Raw genomic sequence first — 13385 nt, forward strand, 5'->3', positions numbered from 1 at the left:
AGAACTTGTTTCATCGGAAACAAGTTCTTTTTTTATTATGAAGCCGGCTGTTCTTCTGATGTTTCTTCCTTCCGGCTTAAAATCGTAAAGTAAGTAATGCTGAGCGCAATCATGACGAGGGCAATGCCGATTAAGACGCCGGCCATCTGCCACATGTAGCCAAAATCCCCGTTTGAAATGACCGCTCTGAAACCGTTTATGCTGTAGGTCATCGGCAATGCGCCATGGATGACTTGATAGAAATTCGGGAGCAATTCTAACGGGAAGGTTCCTCCGCTGGCACCGAGCTGAAGCACCAAAATAATGACTGCGATAAATCGCCCCGGATTGCCCATCGTTGTCGCCAAAAATTGAATCATCGCTAGGAAAGCGAGACTAGTAATAATCGTAAACACGTAAAATCTCCACGTGCTCTCAACCTCGAGTCCTATTCCAAGAAGCAGAACCGTCGCTACAATCACCGATTGAATGATTCCCACGAGCATCATCACATTGAATTTGCTGAAGAACCACTCAAAACCGTTTCTCGGACGTCCTGACGCTTCCTTCAGCGGGAAGACCACCGTCAGCATGATGCCGCCGACATACAAGCCCATTGACAGGATATAAGGTGTCAGCCCTGTCCCGTAGTTAGGAACAGAATGGATGGCATCATCCTTGGTTTTAACCGGATCGGCAAACATGCTGTATGTTTGATCGTCAGCATCGATATCTCCTGTTTGATCAGCCGCATCCTTCAGCTTACTAGACAGCTCTCCTGTGCCGTCTAATAGCTTGCCTAAACCTGTATCAAGTGATTCAGATCCTTCTGCGAGTTTTGAAGATCCGCTTTGGACTTGTTTAGACCCGTCTAACAGTTTCAGCAATCCGCCAGATACTTGACTGCTTCCTGTCACCAATTGCTCTGAGCCTGCTTTTGCTTTTGCGAATTGCTTATTATATTCACCGATACCGGCTGTCAGTTTATTTTGGTTTTCTGTCAGTTGCTGTGAACCGTTGTATATCTTCTGGGCTCCTTCAGTTAATCTGTCGATCGCATCTTGAGTCGTTTTTGCGCCGTTATAAAGCTTAGAAGTAGCTTCCGGCATTGCTTTCAGCTGTGTCACCTGCGCTTTCACATCTTCCAGAGAGCTTTTCATCGCTGAAATGTCAGGCAGCTGAGCAGCTGATGGCAGCTGGCTTAAGATTTTATCAACATCAGGCGCATCAACTTGCGGAAGCTTCTTCTCAACAGAGTTGATCAGCTGGCTCTTCTGCTCCGCTGTTAAGAAATCACTCGAATTGATGAGATTTTTAAATGCCTGATCACGGTTTTTTAAGCTGTTTTCAAAGTCCGTCAGCAGTTTTTGGAAATTTTTCATCGCTGTTTCTGAGCTTTCCAGGTTGTTCACAGCTGTTTCAAGCTTCGTTAAATCGACTGCATTGATGATCTTTTCCGCTTTTGTTGCCTTCTCAGAACCTTCCTGGACTTTACTGTTGAGCTGATCCAGCCCGTTTGTGAGATTAGGCAAGCCCTGCTGAACGTTTTGAAGGCCGCCAAGCAGTTCATTCATCTTGCCCGTCAGCTCGCCTAATCCTGCCGCAAGCTTTCCTGAGTTTTCATAAATCGTACTGCTGCTGTCCTGGAATTTTCCGAGCGAGCTGTCAAGTGATTGGATACCGCTTGTCACCTGAGCCGCTCCTTCTGCAAGCTGCGCCGTTTTGTCACTGATAGTGGCAGTGCTTTCCTTCAGCTTCTCCAGATTTTCTTTCAGCTGGGCGCTTCCGTTTTTCGCATCCTTTGTGCCGTCATCGATTTTTTTCGCTCCGCTGCTCGCGTCGCTCAAACCTTTGGCGATATCTTTAAAGTTATCAAAAATGACTTTCGTATATTGCTCGGTCACTTCTTTTGAAACAGAGGCTTTCAGTTTATCAATCGCTTTTTCACCGATCGTTGCCCCTACATAGTTCGAACCGGCATTCGTATGGTATTTCAAATCCAGCTTCTTCGGATTTTTGTCTAATACAGTGCTGGCATTCTTTGAAAAATCCTCAGGAATCTCAACAACTAAATAATATTTTTGATTTAATAAGTCCTTTAACGATTGGTCGAGATCACTTGAAAAATGCCAATCAAAGTTGTCATTATCCTTTAATTCTTTGACCAGATCATCACCGATTTGAAGTTTTTCTCCTTCATACGTTGCTCCTTTGTCTTGGTTGACAACAACGACAGGCAGCTGGTCAACTGTGCCGTATGGATCCCAATAAGCCTTTAAGAACACGCCGCTGTAAATAAGCGGGACAAACAAAATGGCAATAATGGGAATCAATAGTTTTTTACTTGTTACGATGTCTTTCCACTGACTTCGTATTGTGTTCATCCTGATGCCTCCATTCTAAAACTGACTCATTATGAAAAATGGTCATTTTCTTGCAAAGAGAAAGGATTATCTAGTTGGCTGACAATCCTTTCACAACATACAATTCAAGCAGTTCCGCAATCGTCTCTTTGTCGAGCGGGGGATGCTGTTTTTCCCAATCGAAAATGAGCGCGATATAAAGCTTCAGCATCACAAAAGCTGTTAGCTCAGGGTCACACGGCTTGATTGCACCGCTTTCAATCCCGTCTTCAATTTTACTTTTTATATAAGACAGAATGCCTCGCTCCATTTTCTGGATCACTTCCTGAACTGCCATTGTACCAATCTCAGCATTTTCTTGGAAAATTTTAATCGTCAGCTGATGTGTTTTCCTAAACTCTAGAATGGCAAACAGCGCCCTGTGCACATTTTCATGGAACGGAAGGTTCGGCTCCATCGCTTCGTCCGCTTTTTGCTTCATTTCCTTCAATAAAGTAGTGAAAATCTCGTCAAACAGCTCTTCTTTGTTTTTGAAAAAAGTATAAATGGTTCCCTTCCCCACGTTCGCAAGCTTGGCCACAAGATCCATTGTCGTCGCTTTATACCCGAACTGGGTGAAAGATTTAGTGGCCGCCTCCAAAATGAGCTTTTTTCGATCTATTGACATTGTATTCACCTCGAAACTGACCGTTTGAACATTTTAGTCATTAAGTACATATGCAAATGTATCATAACCTGCTGATCAATTCAATCATTTTTTACACAATATTGCCATTGCACAACAAAAAAACCTCCGCAGAGCGGAGATTTTTCAGCTGAATAGATAGGTAAGCGCGTCAGACACGGCAGCTTTTCCTTGATCGATGCAGTCGGGAATTCCGACACCTTCAAAAGAAGCGCCTGTCACGTAGACACCCGGATATACGGAGGCCAGTGCTTCGCGCAGCTCTTTGATGCGCTGCCTATGGCCGACATGGTACTGCGGCATGCTTTCAGGCCAGCGGGTGACACATGTCATTTCCGGCTCCCCGTTTATGTTCATGACTTTTTTTAAGTCTTCTAACACAATGTTGATAATGTCGTTATCTGAGAGATCAACAATGGATTCGTCTCCGGCTTTTCCGACATACGCCCGAAGCAGCGTTTTGCCTTCCGGCGCTGCGTGCGGCCATTTTTTGTTCGTCCACGTACAGGCTGTGATCGCGAAATCACTGTTTCTTGAGATAACGAAGCCCGTTCCCTCATGCTCCATTTGGACAGCGCCTTCAGGGAAGCCCAAGGCGACATTTGCCACAGATGTGGAGTGCATATTTTTCAAATGAGAAATGGCAGGTAGCTCAGGTAGCATTCCTGCAGCCGCTTTATGCGGAGCAGTCACAATCACTGATTCAGCATCAAGTGTGACGCCGTTATCCAGTTCGAGCGAGTAGCCAGTGCCGCCTCGGTTGATCTTGGTCACTTTTGTGCCTTTGTACACGTTCGTCAGCTTTAATTGCTTTTCAATCTCTTCTACAAGGGTCTGCAAACCCGTTGAAAGGGTCTGGAACTGCCCTTGCTTTTTAGCTGTGATTTGCTGCCCGGAGCCTTGAGGCCTTGTTTTTTTCATGCCGAGAATTAAGCTTCTGTGCTTTTGTTCCGTCTGATAAAATTGCGGAAAAGTCGACATTAAGCTGAGCTTGTCTATGTCGCCAGCGTAGATGCCTGATAGAAGCGGCTCGATTAAATTCTCAACCACTTCATCTCCGACACGCCTGCGGAAAAATTCTCCCAATGACTGGTCGTCTTTTGACTTGCTTGCAGGCAGGATAAAATCCATAGCGGCCCTTGCCTTCCCTGACACAGAAAACAGACCAGTTGAAACGAACGGCGCGATTTTTGTCGGTATCCCCATCACGGAGCCCTTCGGCATTGGATGCAGGGTGCGGTTTACAAGCACATAGGATTGACCTGTCGCGTTGTTGACAAGCAAATGCTCAAGGCCGACATCTTTGACAAGCTGCGGAGCGCTTGTCTTCCGTTCCAGAAATGAGTCAGGCCCTCTTTCAATGATATAGCCGTCTTTCTTGACGGTTTGGATTTTCCCGCCGACTCTAGGACTTGCCTCAACAAGCGTCAGCTCAAGGGGCAGATTTTTTTCTTTGATTTCTTTTTCCATATAGAAGGCGGCGGCTAAACCGGTAATGCCGCCGCCGATGATGACTACATGTTTTTTGCCGTCACTCATGTTCATCGCCTTCTTTAACGTCCTAATTTTTTCAATACAACTGTTGCTAATGCATCAATAAATTCCGGCTTTGCATTCGGCATTTCCGGGCGGTAGTAGCTTGCGCCGATATCGTCAGTGACCACTTTACATTCATAATCATTATCATAAAGCACTTCTAAATGATCTGCTACAAATCCGACAGGGACATATACGAATGCCTGATACCCTTTTTGTTCGAATAAATCACGTGTTAAATCCTGAACATCAGGTCCGAGCCAAGGATCAGGCGTGTTCCCTTCGCTTTGCCAGCCGACAGCATATTCGGAAACGCCTGCACCATCAGCAATCAATTTCGCCGATTCATGAAGCTGGTCCGGGTACGGGTCTCCCAATTCTTTAATTTTTTCCGGCAGACTGTGCGCGGATACGATAAGCATCGCATTTTCTCTTTCGTCTTCAGGCATTGACGCATATGTTTCCTTCACTCGGTCAACCCAGTATTTCACGAATTTCGGTTCATCGTACCAGCTTTCAACAGACGTAATCGTTAAGCCGCCAAGTTTTTCAGCCTCTTCTTTGGCACGTTTGTTGTAGGACTGCACGCTGAACGTGGAGAAATGCGGTGCCAGCACGATGCTGACCGCTTCTGTAATGCCATCCTTATGCATCTCTGCCACAGCATCTTCAATAAATGGCTCGATATGCTTCAGCCCGATATACGCTTTAAATGTTATCTCGTCCTGAATCTCATTTAAGTGCTGTTCAAGCTTGTGCGCTTGCTCTTCTGTGATTTTGGCAAGCGGTGAAATGCCGCCAATTGCTTCGTATCTGTCTTTCAAATCTTGAAGCATTTCAGGTTCAGGCTTTCTGCCTCTTCTGATATGTGTATAATAACGTTCGATATCTTCTTCTTTATAAGGCGTGCCGTACGCCATAACGAGAAGTCCCATTTTCTTTTTACTCACTGTTTACACCCTCTTTAATAATCTGATACAACCATTTTGACAGGATATCATTCAGATACCAAAAGATATGCTTAGGAATATTGACCCGTTTTTTTGTTTTGTGAATATTTATGGACAAATGCAGTCAGTTTTTTCAGGACCTCAGGACTGACGTCAGGAAAGACCCCGTGTCCAAGATTGAAAATGAAGCTGTCCGATTTCATGCCCTGATCAAGTATTTCCGTCGTTTTCTTCTCAATGACTTCCCATGGCGCGAGCAAAATGGACGGGTCCAGGTTGCCCTGCACTGTTTTAGTGATGCCTTTTGACCTGGCTTCATCAATGCTGAGCCTCCAATCGAGCCCGACAACATCGAGAGGAAGGTCATGCCAATCACCTGCCAGATGGCTTGCGCCTACGCCAAACATGATCAGCGGCACATTCTCCTCCGCAAGCTCTGAAAAGATCCGGTTCATCACGGGTTTGATGTATGTTCTGTAATCTGCTTGATTCAGCGCGCCGACCCACGAATCAAAAATTTGAATCGCTTTTGCGCCTGCCTTAATCTGCGCTTTCACGTACACAATGATCATGTCGGCAAGCTTGGACATCAGCAGGTTCCATGCATCCGGCATGCTGTACATGAAGGCTTTTGTTTTATTGTAGTTTTTGGACGGACCGCCTTCAATCATATAACTGGCCAGCGTAAAAGGCGCCCCTGAGAAACCGATGAGCGGGACGTTGAGCTGCTCATTGACAAGCAGTTTAATCGTCTCAAGCACGTACGGCACGTCCTGTTCCGGATCAATCTGACCGAGTTTTTCAATGTCCGCCAGAGACCGGATTGGCTGATCAATCACAGGCCCGATCCCGTTTTTGATTTCAACATCTACACCGATTGACGGCAGCGGAGTCATGATATCTTTATAAAGGATCGCAGCATCAACTCCGTATTGCTCAACCGGCAGTCTTGTGACATACGCACAAAGTTCCGGCTGATGTGTAATGTCAAACAATCCGTACTTTTCCTTCAGCTTACGGTATTCCGGCTGTGATCGCCCTGCTTGTCTCATATACCATACAGGCGTGTGATCCGCTTTTTCTCCCCGTGCTGCTTTTAAAAACGTCTCGTTAAACGTTTCTCGTTTACTCATCTGATTTCCACCTTTCATACTGCAACCATACGTTCGTATTTCTTGACTTATTACACTATACCTTATTTTAGGCAAATGGTATAGAAGTGAGGCTCAAAGTTCAAAAAATCGCCGAATTCCATTATGAGGAAAACAATTTAGGCTGAACGTAATCGGTTCCTTCCCCTTCTCTCTTTGTCTGTGAATTATAAGGCACAATTTTATAAGAAGCGCCCGAAAACAAGTTGGCATAAGGGATTTCATAGCTTCCCTTTCCTTCAACTGAATCAAGAAGCGTCTCCTTGCCGTCCTTATTTACATAAATTCTGTATACGGCCCGGTCATCCTCTTGAGCGTCCCATTTTAATTCAATGGTAAAGAGCCCCGCAGCTTTAAATGTGTAATCTGCTTTCAGCATTTTGACCGGCTCCAGCTTAATTGGGCTTTCCAGTTCTTTGACGTTTTTAGGCTTCGTAAACACAGAACCGGTTTCTCCAGCCTGTGTCAAAATATCCTTAAACAGTCTCGTCGAATACGCGCTGCCGCCTTTTAAATAATGACTTTGATCCGTTTTGTCATAGCCCATCCAGACAGCCCCGGTTATTTTCGGCGTATAGCCTGCAAACCAGGCGTCCTTAGTCGCTCCGGAGACGCCAGTATAAGAAGTAGAGCCTGTTTTTCCCGCCAGATCGCCGTGATAAGTGCCGGTCGTTGCCGTTCCCTTTTTGACCACCTGCTGCAGCATTCTCGTCATATTCCATGACGTTTGCTTGCTGAATACTCGCTTTCCTTCTTCTTTATGTTCGGCTATTATTTCTCCGTCTTCATCCTTTATGCTGGAAATAAAGTACGGTTCAGTATACGTTCCATTCGCGGCAAATGTATGAAATGCGCCGGCAAGCTGAAGAGGCGAAACGCCTTTTTCCAAGCCGCCTAGAGCGAGAGCAAGCCCTTCATCAGGGATATCAATGCCGTTTGCTTTCAAATAAGATTTGCCTGTTTCGACGCCGATTTCATTCAATGTCCAGACAGCCGGCGCGTTTTTGCTGTACGTAATGGCGTCAGACATGGTCACTTCGCCCTCATATTGGCTGTCATAGTTTTTCGGCGTATAATCTCCGTAGGATTGCAGCTCATCCTTCAATAGAGAGTAGGGCTTAAATTTCTTTTCTTGCATCGCCGGTCCGTATACTGCAAGCGGCTTAAATGTGGAACCCGGCTGGCGGGCAGCTGTGACACGGTTATACCCCTTTGCTGTGTAATCTCTTCCGCCGATCGCCGCTTCCACACCGCCTGTCTTGTTATTGATAAAGACCGCGCTTCCTTCGGCATTTTGATCAGTTCCAGGATAATAGCTATCCAGCTTCATCACCTGATAAGCCGTCTTTTGCAGCTTCGAATCAAGCGGCACCTTGATCGTGAATCCGCCTTGAAGGAGCTGCTCACCGGAAATCGAGTACTTGTCCTCCGCCTCTTCAATCACAAGATCAATATAGCTGTCAAACCAAGGTGTTTCCGACTGTTTCTTCACGTTCAGCCCTAGCGTCCTCCCCTGCGCGCTGACAGCCTCTTTTGCACTGATGTAGCCTTGGTCATTCATCATGCCAAGAATCGTATCACGCCGCTCCTTACTTTTATCAGGATGCAAAACCGGAGAATACGTAGAAGGCGCCTTCGGAATAGCGGCCAAAACCGCACCTTCAGATACAGTTAAATCTTTTACTTCTTTATTAAAATAATAGTGGGACGCAGCTTGTATGCCGTAGACACCATGTCCGAAGTAAAGCTGGTTCAAATACATTTCCAATAGCTTGTCCTTGCTGTAATCCCGTTCAAGATTGATTGCAATGATCACTTCTTTTGTTTTTCTTAAAAACGTTTTGTCATGTGTCAGAAAAATATTTTTGGCAAGCTGCTGGGTGATCGTGCTTCCGCCTTCCACCTTTCCGCCTGCTAATATATCGCGGTACACTGCCCTTCCAACAGATTTCACATCGATACCGTGGTGTTCATAAAATCTCTTATCTTCCACTGCGATAAACGCTTCTCTGACCTCTTTCGGAATTTCATTGATAGAGACCGGTTCACGATTTTCAGTAAACAGACTTGCGACCTCATCCCCATTTTGATCCACAATTTTTGAAGATGCATGAAGGATCAGCTTCTTTTCATCTATAACATAATGACCGAGAAAAATGATTGAAATATATCCTATTAAAGCGAGAAAAGCAGTTAACACTAAAATAATGATGGGAATGAAAAGTTTCTTATTCTTTATCTTAAACATGAACTCACCTCGCCTTTCTAAAGGTAGTATGGGAAAAATTGTTTGGAATTATGTTCGAAGCACTCGCCAATAGAAACTTATACCATTGTTTTGATATACTAGCAAGCAGGAGGTGGCTGATATGAAGGTTTATATTACATATGGGACAGCCGATTTTTTAAAAACGATCGTAAAGAAGCATCCCTTGGAAAATATCCTTTTGATGCAGGGGCAGGAAAACGCGATTTTGATCCACGAAACAAGCGGAGATACGGTTTTCCAGGCACCACATGCTTACGAAGTAATTGACCAAGTCGGAGAGATAAAGCATCCCGGTTTTGCAGTATTGAATAATATTGCCGTCACTCAGGAAGGACGTCCGCTGTTTGAAAACAAATTTAAAAACAGAGCGGGAAAAGTCGAAAACGAGCCTGGTTTTGAAGCGATTCGTTTGCTCCGACCGCTTGACAGTGACACCTATGTCATTCTCACCTTGTGGGAAACGGAAAGAGCCTTTCAAGATTGGCAGCAGTCCGATTCATACAAAGAAGCCCACAAAAAACGCGGCACGTCTGCCGGAATGGACACAACGTCGATCTTTTCCCGGCCTTCGTATGTCACCACTTATTCCGCTGTCGAGTAGCTGCCGGTATGCCGGCAGCTTTTGTTATGGCGAAAGGGAGGGAATCTAGATGAAGTATATTTGCCCAGTCTGCGGGTTTAAAGGGCTGACAGAACCGGCATATGATGATCAAGGGAATCACTCCTATGAAATCTGCTCGTGCTGCGGCTTCCAATTCGGATTCGACGATTATGAAATGATGCGTGAGGACGGTTCATATTTAGACCCTTCGGAAAGCATAATCGCCTACCGAAAAAACTGGCTCGCTGCCGGTGCCGTTATTTTTTCACCCGAATGCTATCCGCAGCATCAGCAGCAGGCTAAAAAAGTATTGAAACACCAGTTGATCGAGCAGCTAAAACATATTCATATCTATTTGAAGTAATATCTGCGATCGGACGCCCTCCATCCCGGCACCTTCCGCCCGCCTATGAATAGGCTGTAGGAAGCGGAAGGAGTGATCAATGATGGAAGTCGGGATTTTGTCTGTCCATGTTCTGTATGTGTGTTTTATTGGAGCGATCATTACATTTATGCTGCTGCGGAAAGATACGACCTTTATTTCCTTATTCGGCATTTTTATCATATCGCTATGGGCCAGCCATTCACTTTCAGCTTCTGTCAGCAGTTTATTCCACAGCTTTATCTACGCGGCCGCCGAACTGCTCCCCACGATTTTCATCATTTGTTTTATCGTTTCGATGAGTGATTTATTAACAAAAACAGGGATAAATGAAGCAATGATTTCTCCATTTGCAAACCTTGTGAAAGGTCCTGTGACGGCCTACTGGCTGATTGGCGGCCTGATGTTCGCCATTTCTCTCTTCTTCTGGCCTTCTCCGGGTGTCGCTTTAATCGGCGCCGTCCTGCTCCCAGCAGCCGCCCGCGCCGGTTTGCCGCCTATTGCCGCCGCCATGGCCATGAACTTATTCGGACACGGTTTTGCTCTGTCTGGAGACTTTGTCATACAGGCGGCGCCAAAGCTGACAGCGGATGCAGCAGGCATTCCAGTCGGTGATGTCATCTCAGCGAGTATTCCACTTGTGCTGATTATGGGCGTGACCACAACAACCGCAGCATTTATCATGATTCAGCGCGAACGCAAAAAAATGCTGGATTCAGCTTCTTTTTCCCCAGTACATTCTGGCGAGCAAGACACCTCGCTGTACTTGCCAAAACGCCTGCGATCCATACTCGCTTTTTTGATTCCGCTTGTCTTTCTTGCGGATATTGCCTGCATGCTCTTATTTAACCTACAGGGAAATGATGCGACCGCGTTAATTGGCGGGTCTGCCATCTGCATCCTCCTGATCGTTCATTTTCTCGTATATAAGCAAAAAGGGCTTGAAAAAATCACCGGTTATTTTATTGATGGATTTCAGTTCGGCTTTAAGGTTTTCGGCCCCGTCATCCCAATTGCCGCTTTCTTTTATCTTGGCGACTCAGGCTATAAAAACATACTAGGCACTTCACTCCCTAAAGGCTCCCACGGTATTGTCAATGATCTCGGCATTGCTTTATCCCACATGATGCCCTTGTCAAAGGAGCTTGCCGCTGCTGTATTAACTGCCGTCGGAGCCATAACCGGCCTCGACGGATCAGGGTTTTCAGGCATTTCTCTCGCCGGCTCTATCGCCAAGCTCTTTTCGTCCGCTCTTCATACTGATCCCGCCGTTCTGACCGCGCTCGGCCAAATATCTGCCATCTGGGTGGGCGGGGGAACACTCGTCCCATGGGCGCTGATCCCCGCAGCGGCCATTTGCAAAGTTGATCCTTTTGAGCTTGCTAGAAAAAACTTCATTCCCGTCGCAATTGGCCTTTCGGTGACAACCATCGCAGCCATGATGTTGCTTTGAAAAGCAACAAGTTGAAATATTCAGATTTTTTATATACAATCATGGAATAGCATAGAAAAAGGGGGAAGCGGCTTTGTCCATATCCACACTGCAGAAAGAGATAAACAAACAGCTCGACAGCTGTTTTGAAGAAATGGTTGAGATCAGGCGCCATTTTCATATGTATCCTGAGCTCTCGTTTCAAGAAGAAAAAACCGCCGCATTTATTGCTTCCTATTATGAATCGTTAGGCGTCCCGATCCGCACGAACGTCGGCGGCAGAGGGGTTTTAGCATATATAGAAGGAAGCGAGCCAGGCCCCACCGTCGCTTTGCGGGCCGACTTTGACGCCCTCCCCATTCAAGATGAAAAAGATGTTCCTTACGCCTCCAAAGTGCCCGGTGTCATGCATGCATGCGGCCATGACGGCCATACAGCAGCTCTTCTCGCAGTGGGGAAGGTCCTTCACCAGAACAGACATGAGCTGAAGGGAACATTTGTGATGATCCACCAGCATGCGGAAGAATATTATCCGGGAGGCGCAAAGCCAATGATTGATGACGGCTGTCTGGAAAACGCGGATGTGATATTCGGCACGCATCTTTGGGCGACTGAGCCGATTGGAACCATTCTCTGCCGTCCCGGCGCTATGATGGCGGCGGCGGATCGATTCACCATAAAAATCCTCGGGAAGGGCGGCCACGGTGCTCATCCGCATGATACAAAAGACGCCGTCCTGATTGGCTCGCAAATCGTTTCCTCTTTGCAGCACATTGTCAGCCGCAAAGTCAACCCGATTCAATCCGCCGTCATTTCGACCGGATCATTCATCGCCGACAATCCGTTTAATGTCATCGCAGACCAAGCGGTACTCATCGGTACAGCGCGTTCTTTTGACGAAGATGTCCGTACCATTCTAGAGAATGAAATTGAAGCAGTTGTAAAAGGCGTGTGCAGCATGCACGGTGCATCCTATGAGTTCAACTATGAAAGGGGCTATCCGGCGGTTGTGAATCATCCAGCAGAAACGAGCCACTTGGTCAGCATCGCAAAGAACACAGAGGGCGTTCAGCAGGTCATTGCCGGTGAACCGCAAATGGGCGGCGAGGATTTTGCTTATTACTTACAAAATGTTAAAGGCACCTTTTTCTTTACAGGGGCTGCTCCTGAACAGTCAGAGCGTGTTTATTCCCACCACCATCCGAAATTTGATATCAATGAAAAAGCGATGCTGACTGCGGCCAAGGTCCTTGCGGCCGCCGCGATCACCTATCATAAGCTATAAAATAACAGCCGGAGTGTTTATTCTCCGGCTGTTTCCTTTGATATTCTCAGGTGAAAAACGTGTCTTGCCGTCTCTCCAAGCTGAGCAAGCAGCTTATAATTTGCAATTCCGCCGACAGCTGCTCCTACGCCCGGCAATAGCTGCAAAAGTTTCACGACGTCGATATAATCGCGGTATTCCTGCTGAAACACTCGCCAATCGATGCTCTTTTTCTCCGTCTCCCAATTGTCGACGACAGAAAAAAGCGATTTGCGGCAGTCCTCACTCGAAAACGCAAGCTGAAACACAATCAGCAAGAACATTCTTTCTTGTGGATCCTTCACATCAAAGCCATAAATGGAGGATAAGGTAAATAAACACTTCATTTTAATCGAAAGCAGCAGGGGGAAATCGGCAATGCCTAAAATAATGCCGCCCGCTCCGGTGCCGACTCCCTCAGCAGCCGCCACCTTCTGATAAGAAGCAACCGTTTTTTTCGCTAGTTCGTTTTTTTCACTGAGCGAAAGTTCGGTTGTATCCTTCTTATAGGTGATGATATTAGAGCCGGCCATCGTCGCTTCCACCATTTTTTTCACGCTCTCAGTGATGACCGTATGGATTTTTTCAGGAATCCGCTCAGTCACCTTCGTTTGCACACGCTTTGAAAAGCGTTCAAACATGGAATCCTTCCGCAAAACATGCATTTTCCATTGAAGGGCTTCCTGCATCAGCTGCTGATTGTCTGTCATTTAACCTACCCCTTTTTAGCTAGC

At 46.3% G+C, this 13385-nt stretch carries 11 protein-coding genes; 4 read left to right on the forward strand and 7 right to left on the reverse strand.

Features of this window, described 5'->3' with window-relative positions; genetic code table 11:
* Positions 1-35: 35 nt before the first annotated feature.
* From MOF34_RS11620 to MOF34_RS11645, 6 genes are all read right to left on the reverse strand, one after another.
* Entirely contained in the window at positions 36-2363 is a 2328-nt protein-coding gene (locus MOF34_RS11620) for a YhgE/Pip domain-containing protein (RefSeq protein ID WP_268400240.1), read from the reverse strand.
* Positions 2364-2433: 70 nt separating this feature from the next.
* Positions 2434-3009 carry a TetR/AcrR family transcriptional regulator gene (locus MOF34_RS11625; protein ID WP_268400241.1) on the reverse strand — a complete coding sequence of 192 codons (576 nt, stop codon included), beginning with the start codon at positions 3007-3009 and terminating at the stop codon, positions 2434-2436.
* Positions 3010-3153: 144 nt separating this feature from the next.
* On the reverse strand, positions 3154-4566 hold the full coding sequence (gene hemY, locus MOF34_RS11630) for a protoporphyrinogen oxidase (RefSeq protein WP_019713843.1): 1413 nt from the start codon (positions 4564-4566) through the stop codon (positions 3154-3156).
* Between the two features lie 14 nt (positions 4567-4580).
* On the reverse strand, positions 4581-5513 hold the full coding sequence (hemH, locus tag MOF34_RS11635) for a ferrochelatase (protein WP_268400242.1): 933 nt from the start codon (positions 5511-5513) through the stop codon (positions 4581-4583).
* 71 nt (positions 5514-5584) lie between these two features.
* Entirely contained in the window at positions 5585-6646 is a 1062-nt protein-coding gene (gene hemE / locus MOF34_RS11640) for a uroporphyrinogen decarboxylase (protein WP_166853731.1), read from the reverse strand.
* Positions 6647-6767: 121 nt separating this feature from the next.
* Entirely contained in the window at positions 6768-8912 is a 2145-nt protein-coding gene (locus MOF34_RS11645) for a transglycosylase domain-containing protein (protein ID WP_268400243.1), read from the reverse strand.
* Between the two features lie 121 nt (positions 8913-9033).
* On the opposite strand from MOF34_RS11645, the gene hmoB reads away from it, so the two are divergent.
* From hmoB to sndC, 4 genes are all read left to right on the forward strand, one after another.
* Positions 9034-9534: a heme-degrading oxygenase HmoB gene (gene hmoB / locus MOF34_RS11650; protein WP_268400244.1), complete on the forward strand. Its 501-nt coding sequence runs from the start codon at positions 9034-9036 to the stop codon at positions 9532-9534.
* 49 nt (positions 9535-9583) lie between these two features.
* On the forward strand, positions 9584-9898 hold the full coding sequence (locus MOF34_RS11655) for a hypothetical protein (RefSeq protein ID WP_268400245.1): 315 nt from the start codon (positions 9584-9586) through the stop codon (positions 9896-9898).
* Positions 9899-9977: 79 nt separating this feature from the next.
* On the forward strand, positions 9978-11369 hold the full coding sequence (locus tag MOF34_RS11660; RefSeq protein WP_268400246.1) for a hypothetical protein: 1392 nt from the start codon (positions 9978-9980) through the stop codon (positions 11367-11369).
* 73 nt (positions 11370-11442) lie between these two features.
* The gene (sndC, locus tag MOF34_RS11665; RefSeq protein ID WP_268400247.1) at positions 11443-12633 is read left to right on the forward strand and encodes an N-acetyl amino acid acetylase SndC; all 1191 of its coding nucleotides are present in this window, start codon (positions 11443-11445) and stop codon (positions 12631-12633) included.
* A 17-nt stretch (positions 12634-12650) separates the two neighbouring features.
* On the opposite strand, the gene MOF34_RS11670 is transcribed toward sndC, so the two are convergent.
* A complete protein-coding gene (locus tag MOF34_RS11670) occupies positions 12651-13361 on the reverse strand; it encodes an EcsC family protein (RefSeq protein WP_019713835.1) in 711 nt (236 codons plus the stop codon).
* Between the last annotated feature and the right edge of the window lie 24 nt (positions 13362-13385).

It is taken from the genome of Bacillus sp. T17B1 (assembly GCF_026796395.1).
Taxonomy (GTDB): Bacteria; Bacillota; Bacilli; order Bacillales; family Bacillaceae; genus Bacillus; species Bacillus spizizenii_A.

Excerpts from the sequence above, each read along its gene's own strand:
- MOF34_RS11645 (WP_268400243.1), bottom strand. The coding sequence starts at position 8,912 with ATGTTTAAGATAAAGAATAAGAAACTTTTCATTCCCATCATTATTTTA.
- hemY (WP_019713843.1), bottom strand. The coding sequence starts at position 4,566 with ATGAGTGACGGCAAAAAACATGTAGTCATCATCGGCGGCGGCATTACC.
- MOF34_RS11670 (WP_019713835.1), bottom strand. The coding sequence starts at position 13,361 with ATGACAGACAATCAGCAGCTGATGCAGGAAGCCCTTCAATGGAAAATG.
- hmoB (WP_268400244.1), top strand. The coding sequence starts at position 9,034 with ATGAAGGTTTATATTACATATGGGACAGCCGATTTTTTAAAAACGATC.
- MOF34_RS11625 (WP_268400241.1), bottom strand. The coding sequence starts at position 3,009 with ATGTCAATAGATCGAAAAAAGCTCATTTTGGAGGCGGCCACTAAATCT.
- hemE (WP_166853731.1), bottom strand. The coding sequence starts at position 6,646 with ATGAGTAAACGAGAAACGTTTAACGAGACGTTTTTAAAAGCAGCACGG.
- MOF34_RS11620 (WP_268400240.1), bottom strand. The coding sequence starts at position 2,363 with ATGAACACAATACGAAGTCAGTGGAAAGACATCGTAACAAGTAAAAAA.
- MOF34_RS11655 (WP_268400245.1), top strand. The coding sequence starts at position 9,584 with ATGAAGTATATTTGCCCAGTCTGCGGGTTTAAAGGGCTGACAGAACCG.
- MOF34_RS11660 (WP_268400246.1), top strand. The coding sequence starts at position 9,978 with ATGATGGAAGTCGGGATTTTGTCTGTCCATGTTCTGTATGTGTGTTTT.